This window comes from Wolbachia endosymbiont (group B) of Ablattaria laevigata (assembly GCF_964277395.1).
Classification (GTDB): Bacteria; Pseudomonadota; Alphaproteobacteria; order Rickettsiales; family Anaplasmataceae; genus Wolbachia.
The window spans coordinates 920,929-940,790 of sequence record NZ_OZ195519.1 but is presented as its reverse complement, the minus strand read 5'-3'; the positions used below and the strand labels follow the sequence as shown (position 1 = coordinate 940,790).

The 19,862-nt window shown below is 34.5% G+C and carries 13 protein-coding genes, 2 tRNA genes and 2 pseudogenes; 14 read left to right on the top strand and 3 right to left on the bottom strand.

The features are described 5' to 3' along the window. Nucleotides 1–103 precede the first annotated feature (103 nt). Nucleotides 104–185, bottom strand: a tRNA-Leu gene (locus tag ACICP1_RS04415). A gap of 256 nt (nucleotides 186–441) precedes the next feature. Here ACICP1_RS04415 and ACICP1_RS04410 point away from each other — a divergent pair. Next, nucleotides 442–1,041 (top strand): BON domain-containing protein, encoded by a 600-nt coding sequence (locus tag ACICP1_RS04410; RefSeq protein WP_019236651.1) that lies wholly within the window; start codon nucleotides 442–444, stop codon nucleotides 1,039–1,041. A 211-nt stretch (nucleotides 1,042–1,252) separates the two neighbouring features. Here ACICP1_RS04410 and ACICP1_RS04405 read toward each other — a convergent pair. Both ACICP1_RS04405 and prmC read right to left on the bottom strand, forming a co-directional pair. Then, nucleotides 1,253–1,676 (bottom strand): annotated as a pseudogene (locus tag ACICP1_RS04405) (transposase); the annotation flags it as partial. Nucleotides 1,677–1,757: 81 nt separating this feature from the next. Next, the gene (gene prmC / locus ACICP1_RS04400) at nucleotides 1,758–2,609 is read right to left on the bottom strand and encodes a peptide chain release factor N(5)-glutamine methyltransferase (protein WP_017532120.1); all 852 of its coding nucleotides are present in this window, start codon (nucleotides 2,607–2,609) and stop codon (nucleotides 1,758–1,760) included. A 284-nt stretch (nucleotides 2,610–2,893) separates the two neighbouring features. Here prmC and ACICP1_RS04395 point away from each other — a divergent pair. From ACICP1_RS04395 to ACICP1_RS04335, 13 genes and pseudogenes are all read left to right on the top strand, one after another. After that, a pseudogene (locus tag ACICP1_RS04395) lies at nucleotides 2,894–3,706 on the top strand (IS630 family transposase). 242 nt (nucleotides 3,707–3,948) lie between these two features. Further along, the gene (gene rpsL, locus ACICP1_RS04390) at nucleotides 3,949–4,323 is read left to right on the top strand and encodes a 30S ribosomal protein S12 (protein WP_395461151.1); all 375 of its coding nucleotides are present in this window, start codon (nucleotides 3,949–3,951) and stop codon (nucleotides 4,321–4,323) included. Between the two features lie 5 nt (nucleotides 4,324–4,328). Beyond that, a complete protein-coding gene (gene rpsG, locus ACICP1_RS04385; RefSeq protein WP_006014699.1) occupies nucleotides 4,329–4,805 on the top strand; it encodes a 30S ribosomal protein S7 in 477 nt (158 codons plus the stop codon). Nucleotides 4,806–4,826: 21 nt separating this feature from the next. Then, entirely contained in the window at nucleotides 4,827–6,902 is a 2,076-nt protein-coding gene (gene fusA, locus ACICP1_RS04380) for an elongation factor G (RefSeq protein ID WP_010406835.1), read from the top strand. A gap of 12 nt (nucleotides 6,903–6,914) precedes the next feature. Then, complete coding sequence (gene tuf / locus ACICP1_RS04375) at nucleotides 6,915–8,087, top strand: elongation factor Tu (protein WP_395460931.1); 1,173 nt, start codon at nucleotides 6,915–6,917, stop codon at nucleotides 8,085–8,087. Between the two features lie 12 nt (nucleotides 8,088–8,099). Continuing rightward, nucleotides 8,100–8,172: transfer RNA gene (locus tag ACICP1_RS04370), tRNA-Trp, on the top strand. A 10-nt stretch (nucleotides 8,173–8,182) separates the two neighbouring features. After that, entirely contained in the window at nucleotides 8,183–8,392 is a 210-nt protein-coding gene (gene secE, locus ACICP1_RS04365; protein WP_012481857.1) for a preprotein translocase subunit SecE, read from the top strand. Next, nucleotides 8,382–9,218, top strand: a complete 837-nt coding sequence (gene nusG, locus ACICP1_RS04360; protein WP_395461150.1) for a transcription termination/antitermination protein NusG — start codon at nucleotides 8,382–8,384, stop codon at nucleotides 9,216–9,218. The genes secE and nusG overlap by 11 nt, the downstream gene beginning before the upstream one ends. Before the next feature lie 2 nt (nucleotides 9,219–9,220). After that, nucleotides 9,221–9,661, top strand: coding sequence for a 50S ribosomal protein L11 (locus ACICP1_RS04355; protein WP_395461149.1), 441 nt, complete (start codon nucleotides 9,221–9,223; stop codon nucleotides 9,659–9,661). A gap of 4 nt (nucleotides 9,662–9,665) precedes the next feature. After that, nucleotides 9,666–10,319, top strand: coding sequence for a 50S ribosomal protein L1 (rplA, locus tag ACICP1_RS04350; RefSeq protein WP_264375820.1), 654 nt, complete (start codon nucleotides 9,666–9,668; stop codon nucleotides 10,317–10,319). Between the two features lie 12 nt (nucleotides 10,320–10,331). Continuing rightward, nucleotides 10,332–10,850 (top strand): 50S ribosomal protein L10, encoded by a 519-nt coding sequence (rplJ, locus tag ACICP1_RS04345; protein WP_007301987.1) that lies wholly within the window; start codon nucleotides 10,332–10,334, stop codon nucleotides 10,848–10,850. Nucleotides 10,851–10,876: 26 nt separating this feature from the next. Beyond that, nucleotides 10,877–11,278, top strand: a complete 402-nt coding sequence (gene rplL / locus ACICP1_RS04340) for a 50S ribosomal protein L7/L12 (protein ID WP_007301986.1) — start codon at nucleotides 10,877–10,879, stop codon at nucleotides 11,276–11,278. A 58-nt stretch (nucleotides 11,279–11,336) separates the two neighbouring features. Then, on the top strand, nucleotides 11,337–19,856 hold the full coding sequence (locus ACICP1_RS04335) for a DNA-directed RNA polymerase subunit beta/beta' (RefSeq protein WP_395461148.1): 8,520 nt from the start codon (nucleotides 11,337–11,339) through the stop codon (nucleotides 19,854–19,856). Nucleotides 19,857–19,862: the final 6 nt, after the last annotated feature.

Genomic DNA, 19,862 nt, shown 5'->3' with positions numbered 1-19,862 from the left:
AATTTAAGTTAAATACAATCCTTAAGAACAGGTTCTTATACAAACAAAAGTGTACTTAGTGATTATAAATTTTCTCTTAAAACCTGAGTTACATGACTTTAAGTGCGGATAGAGGGACTTGAACCCCCACGAGCAAGCTCACCAGGACCTAAACCTGGCACGTCTACCAATTTCGCCATATCCGCAAGAACCCTTCATTAACTTATAGATAACCACTTCTGTCATCTTATGCAATTTAAAGATTAGATTTTAGTACCACAGACTGAACTTATAATACTGGTTAACTCCACTATGAATCTAAGCCTGAATTACTTTAACTAACATTATTGAGATAAGTACTGTCTTAGAAATATTCAAGGCTTATTCAATTTATAGTATTTACACAATAAAAAAAGCTTATTAATATTCTTTAATTAAAGCTCTAAACTCTGGAAATTAATAATGAGATTAATAGCAAGCTTCTTACTCGCAATTTTTCTGATTACACAGAGTGGCTGTACGACTCTTGTGAGTGGTATAGTGGTAACAGCAACTGCAGCGGCTACAGCAATAACAATGCAAGATAAATCCTTGGGAAACATTATTGATGATACAACTATAGTAATAAGAATCAATAAGGGACTCTTAAAACACGGACTGTTCTCATCTATAAAAGTTAAAGTGAGTGAAGGAAGAGTATTACTCATTGGAAATGTTGATAATCATGAAAAGCAACTCACAGCAGAGAAAATAGCTTGGCAGCAAAAAGAGATTAAAGAAGTGATAAATGAAATAAGAGTCACACCAATTAAAATGACTTCTATGCTAGATGTTACTGTAGATGGTATGATAACAGCAGAGATAAGCACGAGGCTTCTGGGAAAAAGAAATATTAAATCAATTAATTATAGCGTTAATACAGTTGATAGAGTCGTTTATTTGATGGGTATAGCTCAAAATAAGGCGGAATTAAAAGCTGTAATAGCAATTGCAAGAAAAGTAAAAGGAGTAAAGCAAGTTGTAAGCTATGTGAGATATAGACATAGCAAATTGCGTCATTGATGAAAATTTACTTGAGTGTTAGTACCATGTAGCTAAGCCATAAAACTCCTTTACAAATTTCGTCAGTTCACTCTTATGGTATGTATAACAATGTTACAAAAAATAATATCATAGAATTCAATAGAATAATTCCTAGAAAATCTCTACATACTAAAAAAAGTAAAATGCTATTTAACACTCCCAAGCTTAAGAATAAATAGCAAACATCTATATCTCGTGCGATATGGCGTTTTATTCCTGAGATTTTTTTACCAGCGTCATAGCCTTTTTCTTCATCAGTGTCTGCGTTCTTTACACTCTGAGTGTCAATTATGCAAAAGCTGATTTTTTCTTTCCAAACATTGTTTTGTCGGACCACACTAACTATTTTTTTTAACATGCACTCCAAAATACTTTTTTTTATTTCCTTTTACTTTTTCACTCCATTTTTGAAATAATCATAACAATTGCGCCATTTTGGAAACTCTTTTGGTAGCATCCTCCACTGATAACCACTTTTTAGGGCGTACAACACTTCGCAAAATATATCATACAAATCAAGTTTTCTTGGTTTTGTTTTTTCCACAAGACTCCAGATCTGGTGAAATAATCTCAAACTTCTCTCGACTTATGTCACTTGGGTATACACTCCTCATATATCCTAATTTATACACTCTATTTCTTACTTTATGCCTTTCTTGAGATTGTGAACAGGTTCTTAGAAAGCTAGCGTTCTGCTAGTCATGTTCTTTATCTTGCTTTACAACAATGCATCTTTTCATTCCAGCCAAGTCGTATACGTATTCCTGAAAAGCCAGTCCATATAAGGGTATTATTTTGTCAATATTGCTTTGATCTTCGCCTATTTCCAATATCGCAAACCCATCTTTTTTAAGGCACTTTTTCAATATTGGAAAAATACTCAGGTAACAGCTCAATCCATCGATACCGCCATCAAGAGCAATTCTTGGCTCTTTTTGCACTTCAGCTTGCAGATCTTTTAACTTACTTCTTTTAATATATGGAGGATTGCTTATTATGAGATCAAATAAATCTCTGCATTCTATCCACGAATTTGGAAATATTTTAGCTCTGTTGAGAAGATTATGTTTCTTTGTGTTCTGGTAGGTAATTTTGTATGCTTCCAGGCTTTTTTCAAAACCAACTCCAATAGCATATTCATACTCACTAAGTACGGAGATCAACAAACAGCCTGTGCCTGTGCCAAAATCTGCAATTTTTATTTTTTGCTTCTTATTTTGGTAATATTTTAACACTGTTGAAATTACTGTCTCACTGTCTGGTCTTGGATCTAGAACATGTTGGTTAACTATAAAATTTTTACTCCAGAATTCACGATTACCTATTATTTGCGATATTGGATATCTTTCTGCTCTTTTTTTTGTTAATTTCCAGAATAGAAGTTCTTTGTTTCTTGGTACCTGATTGATGTGATTCATGATTGTGAATGATCTTTCTACTCCAAGTACGTACTGCATGATGATTTCACAATCCAAATGTGGTGATTCAATTCTATGTGATGATAGTAGCTTTGACCCTTCTTTAATTAAAGCGCTGATTGTTTTCATTATTCTAAAAACGTGTTCCTTGTATGCAAAAACAGCAAAATTGAGTATAGAATTTTGAACTTAGGGTAGCTGCATTAAATCTAAGTGTCAAGAGTAGGATTGTAAAAATCATCCGGCTTTACTGGTAATTCGGTTGGTATTTTTGCATTAATGTTAGAAGCTCTTGGCTCTATTATCAGCATTATTTTCTGCATATTCTTTGATAGCCATCACAGTATATTATAGCCCTTCTCATAATAGTCCAAAAAGAGTAAGATATGGATTGATAGTAGTGGAAGGTAAGGATGCCAGCAGCATATAGTTATAAAAAAAGCAATGGAAGCATTGGATGAAGGAGAGAGTGGAGAAACTGTTGCCAAGAGATTTAAGATCGGAAAAACAACTTTATATGAGTGGAAGAAAAGACGTGAGAAAACGGGAGATTTTCAGTCAAAAAAGCCTGGAAGCGTGGCATAAAATTACCGACTGGAATGCATTTGCCGAATTTGCAAATGAGCAAGGTGGCAAAACTCAGTCAGAGATGCTGGGGCAATATTAGTAGACAAACAATTCATCGAGCACTTAAAAATATAGGATTCACAAGAAAAAAAAGACCTACGGATATAAAGAAAGAAATGAAGAAAAGCGAGCTCAATTTTCAAAGGTTATAGCAACAAAAGAACCTAAAGAATTAGTGTATATAGATGAGTCTGGACACTGAACCTATGGTTATTGCCAGAAAGGACAGCGGTTTTATGCCCTAAAATCTGGGAAGAAAACTCAACGAATTAGCATGGTTGCAGCCTTAAGTGGAAGAAAAATAATTGCTCCGTTAACCTTTAAAGGCCACTGCAATATGGATATCTTTAATAAATGGTTTGAGCAGTTTCTGACACCGATTTTGGAACCTGGACAAACTGTTATCCTTGATAATGCTACTTTTCATAAGTCTAATAAGATTTGCTAAAGGAGTTGGTGCAGAAATTTTATATCTTCCTCCATATTCTCCAGATTTTAACAAAATTGAACATTATTGGTTTGCTATAAAAAACAGAGCTAGGAAAAACATCCCTCTATTCACATCTTTTCGTCATGCTGTTGATTCTTCTTTCTTATGACCTTTTTGGACTATTATGGGAAGGGCTATACTTGTTCCATATCTATATTAATTAGACCACAGCAAGTGATAATTTCTTAATATTAAAACCAATATGCGCTTTAGCATATAATTATCAGTAGCTTTCAAAGCAATTAGGCTGAGATTATTAGAGTAGTAATGTTTATTTTTATATTGACTATTGAGGTTTATTATTTTATAACTTAAGACTTAGTTATTTTTAGAGTTTTAAGTTTACAGTATATGCCTACAATAAATCAATTAATATGTAAAGGTAGATCAGGGTTAACTCGCAAGAAGAAGGTGCCAGCTTTGGGAAAATGCAATCCTCAAAGAAGGGGTGTTTGCACTAAGGTATATACTACAACTCCTAGAAAGCCTAATTCAGCACTACGTAAGGTAGCTAGAGTAAAGATTAGTGGATGCGGTGAAGTGACGGCTTATATACCTGGCGAAGGTCATAATTTACAAGAGCATTCTGTTGTTTTAATACGTGGTGGGCGAGTTAAGGATTTGCCGGGTGTACGTTATCACATAATAAGAGGTGCTCTTGATCTACGTGGTGTGCAAAATCGAAAGAAAGCTCGTTCAAAATATGGTGTAAAGAAATCTGGTTAAAATTTATGGCGCGTCGTAATAAAGCAAAAAAAAGAACAAGCCCTGACTCTCGTTATGGTAGTGTCTTGCTTATGCGTTTTATTAATATAATTATGAAATGTGGTAAAAAATCTATTGCAGAAAAGATTGCTTATAGTGCTTTATCCTTAGCTGAAAAGAAAATAGGCAAAGATGCCTTATCAATTTTTGAAACAGCAGTAGAAAATGTTACCCCTTCTATAGAAGTACGCTCTCGGCGTATTGGTGGTGCAACTTATCAAGTCCCTGTTGAAATTCGTCAAGATAGAGCAATTTCTTTGGCATTAAGGTGGATTGCTAGAGCAACTTCTGCTGCTCGAAAAAAGAGCGGTAGAACTACTGTTTATTGTTTGCAGTCTGAAATATTAGATGCTTATAATAAATGTGGTGGTGCATTTAAGATGTGTGAAGAAAAGTATAAAATGGCTGAAGCTAATAAGGCATTTTCTCATCTTCGTTTTTAATATTAGCTGATTGATTGTGGTATGGAAGTTTTAATATCTAGGTATAGAAATATAGGAATAATGGCTCATATAGATGCTGGCAAGACCACCACAACAGAGCGTATTTTATTTTATACTGGCAAACAAAATAGGATTGGTGAAGTGCACGATGGTGCAGCTTCTATGGATTGGATGGAGCAAGAGAAGGAGCGTGGCATTACAATTACCTCTGCTGCAACAACATGTTTTTGGAATGATCATAGGATTAATATAATAGATACTCCTGGTCATGTTGACTTCACTATTGAAGTTGAGAGATCTTTGAGGGTTTTGGATGGTGCGGTTGCTGTATTTGATGGAGTTGCTGGAGTTGAGCCTCAGTCTGAGACAGTTTGGCGTCAAGCTGATAAATATAACGTTCCTCGTATCTGCTTTGTTAATAAAATGGATAGAATCGGGGCAAATTTTTATCGATGTGTCGATATGATAAAAACGAAGCTTGGCGCATCACCTTTAGTTATTCAGTTGCCAATAGGAAGTGAGAAAGATTTTAAAGGCATAATCGATCTTATTTCTATGAAAGCTATTATATGGCAAGAAGAAACATTAGGCGCTAAATTTTCTTATGAAGATATTCCTTCTGATTTGCTTGATAAGGCTCAAGAGTATCGAAATCTTTTATTAGATGCTGCAGCTGAAATGGATGATGAGGCGATAAATACTTACTTTGAATCTAACGATCTGCCAATTGATTTGTTGAAAAAGTGTGTGAGAAGCGGGACCATTAAAGGAAAGTTTGTCCCTGTATTATGTGGGTCAGCTTTTAAAAACAAAGGCGTGCAATCACTTTTAGATGGTGTGGTTGATTTTTTACCCTCTCCTATTGATGTTGATGTAATTATTGGAACTGATCCTAAAGATTCAGAAAAGAAAATTGAGATCAAACCTTCAGAAAAAGAGAAATTCGTTGCTCTTGCGTTTAAAGTGATGACGGATAAATTTGTAGGTAGCTTGACGTTTATTCGTATTTATTCCGGTAAGTTAAAATCTAAATCTGCTGTGTTAAATGCTGGAAAGAATGAGACTGAAGGAATTGGTAGAATGTTGCTTATGCATGCAAATAACAGAGAAGATATAAACGAAGCTAAAGTTGGTGATATAGTTGCCTTAGTTGGATTAAAGAAAACAATTACTGGTGATACTTTATGTTCATCTGATTTTCCTATACTATTAGAGCGTATGGAATTTCCTGACCCTGTTATTGAAATTGCTATAGAACCGAAAACCACCTCAGATCAGGAAAAATTAGGTGTTGCTTTGAATAGATTGGTTGCAGAAGATCCTTCTTTAAGGATGTCAGTAAATGCAGAGAGTGGGCAGACTATATTGAAAGGTATGGGTGAGCTGCATCTTGAGATTATTATTGATAGAATGAAGCGCGAGTTTAATGTTGAAGCTAACGTTGGTGCGCCTCAAGTTGCATATCGTGAAACTATCACTAAATCTGTTGAAATTGATTACACTCATAAAAAACAATCAGGTGGTGCTGGTCAGTTTGCTAAAGTTAAAATAAAATTCGAACCTCTTGAGCCTGGTTTTGGCTTTCAGTTTGAAAGTAAAATTGTAGGCGGTGCTATTCCAAAAGAGTATATACCTGGAGTGCAAAATGGCTTAGAGTTGATAAAAGAAGGTGGTATAATTTCCGGCTTTCCATTGATTGATTTTAAGGCTACTCTTCTTGATGGTGCTTTTCATGATGTTGATTCTAGTCCTTTGGCTTTTGAACTTGCTGCTAAAGGTGCTTTTAAGGAAATGGCAAATAAAGCTGGTCCAAAAATGCTAGAACCTATAATGAAAGTGGAAATCATTACTCCTGAAGAATATATGGGTGATGTTATGGGTGATATAAATAGTAGAAGAGGCAGTGTTGTTGATATGCTGGATTTAGGTAATAATAGCAAAATAATTACTGCTTCGGTTCCTCTTGCAAATATGTTTGGTTATATAAATGTTTTGCGTTCTATATCTCAGGGAAGAGCTCAGTATAGTATGCATTTTTCTTGTTATGAACAAGTGCCACAATATGTGGTTGATGAGTTAAAGTTAAAGTATAATTAAAGGTTAGTAATTATGACAGCGATAGTAGAAGCATTTGGAAAGCCGCATGTAAACGTGGGAACGATAGGACATGTGGATCATGGGAAGACAACGTTAACAGCGGCGATAACAAAGCATTATGGTAATTTTGTAGCATATGATCAAATAGATAAAGCGCCAGAAGAGAGAAAGAGAGGTATAACAATAGCAACAGCGCATGTTGAATATCAAACAGAAAAGAGACACTATGCACACGTTGATTGCCCTGGACATGCTGATTATGTAAAGAATATGATAGTAGGTGCAGCACAGATGGATGCAGCGATATTGGTAGTGTCAGGGGTTGATGGGCCGATGCCACAAACGAGAGAGCATATATTGCTGGCAAAACAGGTGGGTGTTGGATATATCGTGGTATATATAAATAAAGCTGATGTTGCTGATGCTGATATGATAGATTTGGTAGAAATGGAAGTGAGAGAGTTGCTGAGTAAGTATGGATTTCCAGGTGATGAAGTGCCTGTGATAGTTGGGTCTGCGTTAAAAGCATTAGAGGATGATAGTAGTGAGTATGGAAAGAAATCAATAGATAAATTGATGGAGAAGTTAGATGAGTATGTGGCAGTACCTCCAAGGCCTGTAGATTTGCCGTTTTTGTTGCCAATAGAAGATGTATTTTCAATATCGGGCCGAGGGACGGTAGTAACAGGAAGAATAGAGAAGGGGGAGATAAAGACAGGGGATGAGATAGAGATAATAGGTCTGAAAGCGACGCAAAAGACGACATGTACTGGTGTTGAGATGTTTAAGAAGTTGCTAGATAAGGGGAGTGCAGGACTCAATGTAGGAATACTACTAAGAGGAACAAAGAGAGAAGAAGTGGAGAGAGGGCAAGTATTGGCAAAACCAGGGACAATAACCCCGCATAAGAAATTTAATGCGGAGGTGTATATATTGAAGAAAGAAGAAGGAGGAAGGCATACACCATTTTTTGGAAATTATCAGCCACAGTTTTATTTAAGGACAACGGATGTAACTGGGAGCATAAAATTGCTAGATGGAAAGGAGATGGTAATGCCAGGGGACAATGTGAGTATAGAAGTGGAGTTGCAAGTACCAATAGCAATGGATAAAGGATTACGTTTTGCGATAAGAGAAGGTGGTAGAACTGTTGGTTCTGGCGTTGTTTCGGAAATTTTAGAGTAAACTTTGAATTATAGGAGTGTAGCTCAATTGGTAGAGCGCTGGTCTCCAAAACCAGAGGTTGTAGGTTCAATTCCTATCGCTCCTGCATTAATATTATGGTAGAAATGTTAAAAAACCTGTATGTTTTTTTTTGCGATATAAAGCAAGAAATAAGGAGAATTGCTTGGATAAAAAAACAGCAGGTATTGTCATCTTTGTTTATTGTAATAACTGTTATATTATGCTTTTCGATTTTCTTTTGCTTCGTAGATTTTATGTCTCTTTACGTAATTAAGACTTTATTTGGAATTATTTATGGAATATAAGTATAAATGGTATATCATTAAAGTCGATTACGGGTATGAGAAGGATATATGCGAGTTGGCAACCAATACTGTTTACTTTAAGGAGGTGTTTATTCCTTATCAGACAGTATGTGGTGTAAAATCTGATATAAAAGAGTTATGTGAAGTATATATATGTATGCATCTGTGTGATGAAAGCAAAAATATTTTGAATCAAATGACTGGGTTTTGTGGTGATGAGTCTGGTCATTTTGAGATGATTTCAGATGATGAGGTAATTTTAAAACGTAAGGAATTTAATAGATATAAGTGGTACATTTTAAGAGTTGCCTCTAATTATGAAGAGAAAGTGCGCCAATATATATTAGAAAATTCTATGAGATTGAATATTAATAATTATTTTAATAGGGTTTTTATTCCTTGTGAAGAATTAAGTGAGATGGATTTAAAATCTAAAAAAAATGCTAAACGAAGGAAGTCCTTTCCTGGTTATGTCTTTTTATACATGAATTTATGCGATGAGGTATTAAATTTTATTAATAATATACCAAAATCTCTTAAGGTTTATGGATTTTTGAAAAATGGTAATGTTCCAAAGGTGATTGAGGATAATGAGATTCGCTCAATGTGTAGTGCGCTTTACAATGCTCAAGAAACGAAAAAGTTGAGTTATGGTTATGAGAAAGGTGAAAAAGTAAAAATTAATGATGGTCTTTTTCAAAATTTTACTGGTAAGGTAGATATGGTAAATGATGAGAAAAAAATTATTAATATTGAAGTATCAATCTTAGGTAAGCCAACAATAATAGAGCTTGATTTGGCTCAAGTAAAGAAAATAGAGGATTAATTATGAGTAATGTAGTTGCTAAGATTAACTTGCTTATGGAAGCTGGAAAAGCAGTTCCAGGACCGAAAATTGCTTCAGTACTTGGCCCGCGTGGTATACCTGTTCCTAAATTTTGTGAAGCTTTTAATAAAGCTACTAGCGCTGCTAACGCTAGTTATAAAGTAGGTGATTTAGTAACAGTGAGAATTTCCATAAAGGATGATCGCTCTCATGATTTTACTGTCAGCGGTCCGACTGTGGCTTATTTGCTTAAGCAGGAAGCTAAATTAAGTAAAGGTTCTGGTAATTCTGGTAAAGAATTAGTGGCTAAATTATCTATGTCTGCTATCATTAAAGTGGCAAAGTGTAAGATGGTTGATATGAAAGTGGATAATGAAGATTCAGCAGTGAAGATGGTTATAGGCACTGCAAAATCTATGGGTATAGAAGTTGTGGAAGGTTAGGTAAATGAGTACATATAATGATGATTTTAAGCAGTGTTTGGAGAAGATTGTTGAGTCTGCTTCAGCAAAATTTAATGAATCAGTTGATATCGCAGTCAATTTAGGTGTAGATTCACGTAAATCTGAAGAGCAGGTGCGTGGTACAGTAGTGTTGCCTAAAGGTATCGGGAAGAATATTAAAGTAGCTGTTTTTGCTCAAGATAAACATTTATTAGAAGCTGAAAAAGCTGGTGCTGATATTACAGGAGGAGAAGATTTAATTGAAGAGATAAAAAAAGGTAGAAAGTTGAATGTTGATTGGTGCATCACTACTCCTGATTTCATGGCAAAAATCACTCCTATTGCAAAAGTATTGGGTGCTAAAGGGCTGATGCCTAACCCTAAATTTGGTACTGTGACTTCTAACATTGCGGAAGCTACTAAAACCATTAAGTCTGGTCAAATAAAATTCAGGACGGATAAAAATGGGGTTATTCATGGTAAATTAGGAAGTATTAAATTTGATATTGATGATTTGCTGGAAAATTTAAAAGCCTTTCTTAAAGTAATTAGAGACAATAAACCTGCTTCTGTGAAAGGAGTTTACTTTAAAAGCGTTTTTTTAAATTCAACTATGGGTAAAGCTCATAAAATAAACAAAGTAGAAGATATAATTTAAGGGAGCGAAATTGTGAAGCGTAAAGATAAGGATGAATTTATACAAAACATAATGAATGTGTTTGTAAATAATGATTTCTTAATATTGGTAAATTTCAAGTCTATGAATGTTAGCAATTCATTAATTCTTAGGAATAGTCTAAAATCTGTAATGGGTGGGATGTTAGTAGTTAAAAATACTCTAGCTTGCTTGGCTTTGGAAAGGACTGGTAAATTTTCTTATTTATCAGGTAAATTTTCTGGTTCTGTTGCTATTATATATTCTAGTGCTATAGTAGAAGCTGCAAAGTTAATAGTTGATTTTATTAATGCTAACAAAGAAAAAATGTCTGTGATTTGTGCGGCTCATATAAATGAATTGTTAACAGTGGAAGATGTTAACAAATTGGCTAAGCTTCCCTCTCTGGATGAATTGCGTGTTAAAATTATGCGTTTAATATCTTATGATATTCCTGCTCGGTTAGCATTGTCTATTAATTCATCTTCTATGAGGCTTATGAGAGTTTTGGATTACTATAGTTCTAAAAAATAAATTTGTTGTTAAATAAGGTGGTCAGTATGAATAATGTAACAAGTGATTTGGTTGATAAAATATTATCTTTAAATCTATTAGAAGCTTCTGAACTTGTAAAAGTTCTAGAAGAAAAAATAGGGTTGCCTAGTGGTTCTTTTCTTGGTGGAGCTGTTGGTGCTGGGGTGCCTATTAGTGATAATGCTAATGCTCCTGTTGCTCAAGAAAAAGCTGAATATAAAGTTGTAATCAAAGAGATTGATGCAAGCAAAAAAATAGGAGTGATTAAAGCTATTAGAGAAGTTAATTCTACATTGAATTTAAAAGAAGCGAAAGAATTAGTTGAGTCTTTACCCAAAGATTTGACTGCTAATGTTTCTAAAGACGAAGCAGAAAAAATAAAGCAAAAACTTATTGAAGCAGGAGCAACTAAAGTTGAGCTTGAATAAAATGTTAGTATATTAATTTTATGTTGATATAGCTCTTTTAATTAGTGAAGGTATTTTAATGGTTGATTCTTCTTATATGTGTGCTTCTAGTGCTTTTGTTCCTAGAGTTTCTTATTCCAGGTCGATTGATTTAAAAGATTCTTTGTTGGATTTGGTTAAAGTCCAAAAGGGGTCATATAATTCCTTTACTCCTAATAATGAGAGTAATGAAAGACTTGAAGCTATCTTTCATACAATTTTTCCAATATCTGATCCTTTGCATAGGGCTACTATCGAATTTTTGAATTGTAGGGTAGATGATCTTAAGTATAGTGAGTCTGAATGTATAAAACGTGGTATAACTTTTTCTGCTCAGGTTATTGCTTCTATACGTCTTGTTATTATGCAGGATGGTGTTTCTCTTGAAAAATATCAAGAGATTAAAGAAGATGATGATCATTCTAAGCTTGCAACTGTTATAAAATCTGCTGAAGAGCAGGAGGTTCGCTTTTGTGAACTGCCTATGATGACTGATAAAGGTACTTTCATCATCAATGGCGTAGAGAAAGTTATCGTTTCACAAATGCATAGATCTCCTGGAGTCTTTTTTGATAGTGATAAGGGAAAAACTTACAATTCTGGCAAATTGATCTATTCTGCTAGAGTTATTCCTTATAGAGGTTCTTGGCTTGATATTGAGTTTGATGTTAAAGATCATTTGTATTTTCGTATTGATAGAAAGAGAAAGTTGCCAATATCAGTTTTATTAAAGGCTTTGGGCTTATCGAATAATGACATACTTAATAAATTTTATGAAAAAATAGAGTATATAAAACATAAAAGTGGCTGGAGAGTACCTTTTTCCCCTGATAAATTCAAGGGAGTGAGGCTTCCTTTTGATTTAAAGAATGTTGAAGGCAATGTGTTACTTAAAGCTAATGTTCGTATTACTTCAAAATTAGCTAAAAATCTATATGATAACGGATTGAAAGAGTATCTAATTCCTTATGATTCTATATGTGGTTTATTTCTTGCAGAAGATTTAATAGATAGTGCTAGTTCTACAAAAGTCTTATCTGCTGGTGAATCTATAAAATTAGAGGATATAAAAAAGCTTGAATTATTATCTATAGATAAAATATCAGTGTTGAACATAGATAATGTTTCTGTTGGACCTTACATATTAAACACACTTTTCTTAGATGAAAACATGTCTTATGAGAACGCTCTATATGAAATATATAAGGTTTTGCGTCCTGGTGAAGTTCCTGTTTTAAAGATAGTAGAGGAGTTTTTTCGTAATCTTTTCTTCAGTTCGGAATATTATGATTTGTCTAACATTGGTAGATTAAAACTTAACTCTTGCCTTGGGTTAAATTATGAGGAAAATTTAACTACTTTAACACATGAAGACATTATTGAAATTATAAGAAAAATAGTATTGTTACGTGATGGTCAAGGATCTGTAGATGATATTGATCATTTAGCAAATAGAAGAGTCCGTTCAGTTGGAGAGTTTATAGAAAATCAATTTAGAACTGGATTATTAAAATTGGGACGGGCAGTAGTTGATTCTATGTCTACTTCTAGTTTAGATAAAGTCTCTCCATCTGATTTTATAAATCCAAAAGTGTTAACCAATGTCTTAAGAGATTTTTTCAACTCTTCCCAATTATCTCAATTTATGGATCAGACTAATCCATTATCTGAAATAACACATAAAAGAAGGTTGTCAGCGTTAGGTCCTGGTGGTTTAACAAGAGAGAGGGCGGGATTTGAAGTGCGTGATGTTCATCCAACTCATTACGGAAGAATTTGCCCTATTGAAACTCCTGAGGGGCAGAATATAGGCTTAATTAATAGCTTAGCTATATACGCTCGTATTAATAAATATGGGTTCATTGAAAGTCCTTATAGGAAAGTAGTTAATAAGGTTGTTACTGATCAAATTGAGTATCTGTCTGCTATAGATGAAGGTTTATATTATATAGCCGATACCAGCGCAAAGCTTGATGAGAACAACTGCTTTGTTGATGATATGTTATACTGTAGGTATGCTGGTACCTTTGTAATGGTAAATAGTAATCAAGTAAGTTACATTGATTTATCTCCTAAGCAGGTAATATCGGTTGCTGCTTCTTTAATTCCATTTTTAGAAAATGATGATGCTAATAGAGCGTTAATGGGTTCAAATATGCAGCGTCAAGCTGTACCTTTATTGAAGCCTACTGCTCCTTTGGTTGCTACTGGCATGGAATCTTTCGTAGCTTCTGGCTCTGGTGCTGTAGTTTTAGCAAAACGTGGTGGCATAGTTGACAGCTCAGATAGTAACTCTATAGTTATACGTGCTTTTGACAAAGGAGGAATTAACTACTTGGATGTAGATATTTATCATCTAAGAAAATTTCAGCGTTCTAACCATAATACTTGTATTAACCAGAAACCACTGGTGCATGTAGGTGATTGTGTTAAGGAAGGTGATGTGATAGCTGATGGTCCTGCTATTAATAACGGTGAATTGGCACTTGGCCAAAACTTGCTAGTCGCTTTTATGTCTTGGCAAGGTTATAATTTTGAAGACTCAATCATTATTTCTAGTGAAGTTGTTAAAAAAGATCTATTTACTTCTATTCATATAGAAGAATTTGAATGTGTTGTACATGACACTCCTTTAGGGTCGGAAAAAATAACTCGTGCCATACCCGGTGTTAATGAAGAAAATCTTTATCACTTGGATGATAGTGGTATAGTAAAGGTTGGTACAAGAGTTAGTCCAGGTTATATTTTGGTGGGGAAAGTTACACCTAAGCATTCTCTTTCATTGCCTCCTGAGACAAAATTGTTAATGACAATTTTTGGTGAAAAGTCATTTGATTGTGTGGATTCCTCTTTATATACATCTCCAGATATTGAAGGGATAGTGATTGATGTGCAGGTCTTTACACGCAGAGGGGAAGAAGAAAACGAAAGGGCGTTTCTTATTAAGCAAAAAGAGGTAAATGATTTTGAGAAAGAACGAGACCATATAATCAATGTTATTAATCAATATTTCTATGATGAATTAAGAAAAATTCTTATTAATTCTGGCTCTCAAGATCAAGAAAGTATTAATTTTATTGAACGTGAGGGATGGTGGGATATAGGATTGAAAAACCAATCTATTTCTAAGCAAGTTGAGAGCTTAAAAAAAGATTTTGATGAAAAAGTATCACATGCAATAACAAACTTTAAGCGAAAAGTAGAAAAATTGCATGAAGGTTATGATCTGCCTCAAGGTGTGTCGATGTCAGTAAAAGTTTTTATTGCTGTAAAACATAGTTTGCAGCCAGGGGATAAAATGGCTGGTAGACATGGAAATAAAGGTGTGATTTCTCGAGTTGTTCCAGTAGAAGATATGCCTTATTTAGAAGATGGTACTCCTATTGATATTATTCTTAACCCTCTTGGCGTTCCTTCGCGAATGAATGTAGGTCAAATATTGGAAACGCATGTAGGTTGGGCTTGTAAAAAATTAGGAGAAAAAGTAGGCAATATTCTTGATGAGATCAATAAAATCAAACGTGCTTTTTGTGAGGCAATTAGATCTCTCAGTAATGATGATTTTGAAAAATTTGCAGCATTATATCTTGATAATAAAAAATTTGAGGATATTAATGATGATGAAATAACGGCTTCTATTTTAGATACGCCTAATAAGGATGAACTAAATAATGAATTGACTACATTAGTAGAGAATTATTTCAACTCTTGTAAAGATGCACACAGTAGTTTACGTCACTTCCTGATTGAGGTTTATAGTTGTGGCAGTAATTTATCTATTTGTAATAACATTCGCGATATTAATGATAATCACCTCATTGAATTTGCGTATAAGTTGCGTGATGGCATTCCTGTTACTGCACCTGTATTTGAAGGCCCAAAAGATGAACAAATAGTAAAGCTATTTGAACTTGCTGGATTGGATAACTCTGGGCAAGTTGTATTATATGATGGTTGTTCGGGTGAGAAGTTTGATCGCAAAGTTACAGTTGGTTACATGTACATGCTTAAGTTGCATCACTTAGTAGATGGTAAAATTCATGCGCGTTCAGTAGGACCTTATAGTTTGGTTACTCAACAACCTCTTGGAGGAAAGTCTCATTTTGGTGGTCAGCGTTTTGGTGAAATGGAATGTTGGGCACTGCAAGCCTACGGTGCTGCTTACACTTTGCAGGAAATGTTAACTGTGAAGTCTGATGACATTAATGGCAGGGTTAAGATTTATGAATCGGTAATAAAAGGTGACAGTAACTTTGAATGTGGAATTCCTGAATCCTTTAATGTCATGATAAAAGAGTTGCGTTCCTTGTGTTTTAATGTGGATTTGAAGCAAAATGACATAGTAATTGAAGATATATCTCACACTAATATCGCACAATCTTTTAATGAGGTTAGCATTTCCATTGCTAGCCCTGAAAGTATTAAACGTATGTCTTATGGAGAGATAACAGATGTTTCAACTGCAAACTACCGTACATTCAAAGTTGAGAAAGGTGGATTATTTTGTCCTAAAATTTTTGGTCCTGTCAATGATGATGAATGTTTATGTGGAAAGTACAAAAAAAGAAGACATAGGGGCCGTATATGCGAAAAATGTGGAGTAGAAGTTACATCTTCTAAAGTAAGAAGAGAAAGAATGGGTCATATAGAGCTTGCATCTCCTGTTGCTCATATATGGTTTTTGAAGTCACTTCCTTCAAGAATTGGAGCATTATTAGATATGTCTCTTAGAGATATCGAAAGTATTTTATATAGTGATAATTATGTTGTAATAGATCCTCTTGTTTCCTCTTTTGAAAAAGGTGAAATTATTAGTGAGAAAGCTTATAATGAAGCTAAAGATAGCTATGGGGTCGATAGCTTTATAGCTATGCAAGGTGTTGAAGCTATAAGAGAATTGCTAATACGCCTTGATTTACATGAAATTAGGAAGAATTTAAGACAGGAGTTAGAGTCTGTTGCTTCTGAAATGAGAAGAAAGAAAATTATAAAGAGATTACGTATTGTTGAAAATTTTATCAAGTCTGGAAACAGACCTGAGTGGATGATACTTACAGCTATACCTATTTTACCACCTGACTTGCGTCCCTTGGTATCGCTTGAAAGTGGTCGACCTGCAGTTTCTGATTTAAATCATCATTATAGAACTATTATTAATAGAAATAATAGATTGAGAAAATTGTTAAGTTTGAATCCTCCTGAGATTATGATTCGTAATGAGAAAAGAATGTTACAAGAGGCAGTTGATTCTCTTTTTGATAATAGTCGTCGTAATGCTCTGGTAAATAAAGCTGGCGCTACTGGGTATAAAAAGTCTATTAGCGATATGCTGAAAGGAAAGCAAGGTCGTTTCCGTCAGAATCTTTTAGGAAAAAGGGTAGATTATTCTGGACGTTCTGTAATAGTTGTTGGTCCAACTTTAAAACTAAATCAGTGTGGATTACCGAAAAGAATGGCTCTTGAGTTATTCAAGCCTTTTGTTTACTCAAGGCTTAAAATATATGGAATCGCTCCAACTATTAAATTTGCTAGTAAGTTAATAAGAGCAGAAAAGCCAGAAGTCTGGGATATGCTTGAAGAAGTAATAAAAGAGCATCCTGTTTTACTAAATAGAGCGCCTACACTACACAGGCTTGGTATTCAGGCTTTTGAGCCAGTCCTTATTGAAGGTAAAGCAATACAGCTTCATCCACTTGTTTGTACAGCATTTAACGCTGACTTTGATGGTGATCAAATGGCAGTACATGTGCCAATTTCATTGGAAGCTCAACTTGAAGCTAGAGTGTTGATGATGTCAATTAATAACGTTTTAAGTCCTTCTAATGGAAGACCGATTATAGTTCCTAGTAAAGATATAGTGCTTGGTATATACTACCTAACTTTACAGCAACTTAAGAAGGATGATTTACCACTTTTTTGTGCTTTTTGTGAAGTTGAGCATTCCTTAAACAACGGTACTCTGCATATTCATTCTCATATAAAGTACAAAATGGAACACATCAATAGCGATGGAAACATTCAGTATAAAACTATTTGTACAACTCCTGGACGTTTAATATTATGGCAGATTTTTCCTAAACATGAGAATCTAAGCTTCGATTTAATAAATCAGGTATTAACAGTTAAGGAAATAACTAGTATTGTTGATTTAGTATATCGTAGCTGCGGTCAAAGTGCTACAGTGGTATTTTCTGATAAATTGATGACACTTGGCTTTGAGTATGCTACATTTTCTGGTACTTCTTTTAGTCGTTGCGATATGGTCATACCTGAAACTAAAGCTACACACGTTGATTATACAAGGGGTGAAATTAAGAAATTTTCTGCACAGTATCAAGACGGACTAATCACTAAAAGTGAGAGGTATAATAAAGTTATAGATGAGTGGTCTAAGTGCACAGATATAATAGCGAATGATATGTTAAAAGCGATATCTGTGTATGATGAAAATAGTAAGTACAATTCAATATATATGATGGTTAGCTCAGGTGCAAGAGGTTCTACTTCCCAGATGAAGCAGTTAGCAGGAATGCGAGGGTTAATGACCAAACCTTCTGGTGAAATTATAGAAACACCTATAATTTCTAATTTTCGCGAAGGATTAAATGTATTTGAATACTTTAATTCTACTCACGGTGCGCGTAAAGGTTTAGCTGATACTGCACTTAAAACTGCAAACTCTGGATACTTAGCTCGTCGCTTGGTTGATGTATCTCAAAATTGCATAGTTACAAAACATGACTGTAAAACGAAAAATGGCCTTATTGTAAGAGCTATAGTTGAAGGTAGTACTATAGTTGCATCTCTAGAGAGTGTTGTACTGGGTAGAACAGCTGCAAATGATATATATAACCCAGTAACTAAAGAGTTATTATTAAAAGCAGGGGAATTAATTGATGAAGATAAAGTAAAGCAAATCAACATTGCAGGTCTTGATGCTATAAAAATTAGATCGCCTTTAACTTGTGAAATAAGTCCTGGTGTGTGTTCTTTGTGTTATGGAAGAGACCTTGCAACTGGTAAAATTGTTTCAATAGGTGAAGCAGTTGGTGTTATCGCTGCTCAATCTGTTGGAGAGCCAGGTACTCAGTTAACGATGCGTACTTTCCATATAGGTGGGGTAATGACTAGAGGTGTTGAATCCTCAAATATTATAGCTTCTATTAATGCTAGAATAAAACTAAACAATAGTAATATAATTATAGATAAAAACGGAAATAAAATTGTGATAAGCCGTTCCTGTGAAGTCGTTTTAATTGATAGCCTTGGTAGTGAAAAATTGAAGCACAGTGTGCCTTATGGTGCTAAACTTTATGTAAATGAGGGTGAGTTAGTAAAAATTGGTGATAAAGTTGCGGAATGGGATCCGTATACACTACCTATTATTACGGAAAAGAGTGGTACAATATCTTACCAGGATTTAAAAGATGGAATTTCAATCACTGAAGTGATGGATGAATCTACAGGAATATCAAATAGAGTAGTAAAAGATTGGAAATTGCACTCTGGTGTAGCTAATTTACGTCCTCGTATTGCACTGCTTGATGATAATGAAAAAGTAATAACACTTTCAAGTGGTGTGGAAGCATGTTACTTTATACCAGTTGGTGCAGTGCTTAATGTACAGGATGGCCAAAAGGTTCATGCAGGTGATGTTATCACAAGAACGCCGAGAGAGTCAGTTAGAACTCGTGATATTACTGGTGGCTTGCCTAAGGTTATAGAATTATTTGAAGCACGTCGTCCTAAAGAGCATGCTATCGTTAGTGAAATAGATGGCTATGTAACGTTCTCTGAAAAAGACCGTAGAGGAAAACGCAGTGTAGTAATTAAACCTGTAGATGAGCAAGCTTCTCAAGTTGAGTATTTAGTATCAAGAAGTAAGCATGTAATAGTCAATGAAGGTGATTTTGTGCGTAAAGGTGATTTATTGATGGATGGCGATCCTGATCTTCATGATATTCTACGTGTGCTTGGGTTAGAAGCGTTAGCACACTATATGATTTCTGAAATACAGCAAGTTTATAGATTGCAAGGTGTGCGCATAGATAACAAGCATTTAGAAGTGATCTTAAAGCAAATGCTACAAAAAGTAGAAATTACCGATCCTGGTGATACTATGTACTTAATTGGAGAAAATATCGACAGGCTGGAAATTGATAGAGAAAATGATGCTATGAATAACTCTGGAAAACGACCTGCTCATTATCTTCCTATTCTGCAGGGAATTACTAGAGCAAGCCTTGAAACTAATTCCTTTATTTCTGCTGCCTCTTTCCAAGAAACAACAAAAGTACTTACGGAAGCAGCATTTTGCGGAAAGAGTGATCCTTTGAGTGGGTTAAAAGAAAATGTTATAGTAGGAAGGTTAATTCCTGCTGGTACGGGTCTAATTATGAATAAGGTGAAAGCACTTTCGCTTTGTGAAAATATAGATAAATATGAAAAATATTTTGATATTGAGACTTATGACGAAAAATTGCTGAGTGATAATAGTTATCAATTACATTCTGATGAAGAAGAGAGTGTGGTGGCATCGCACTATGATCAGTCAAATTGAATATAG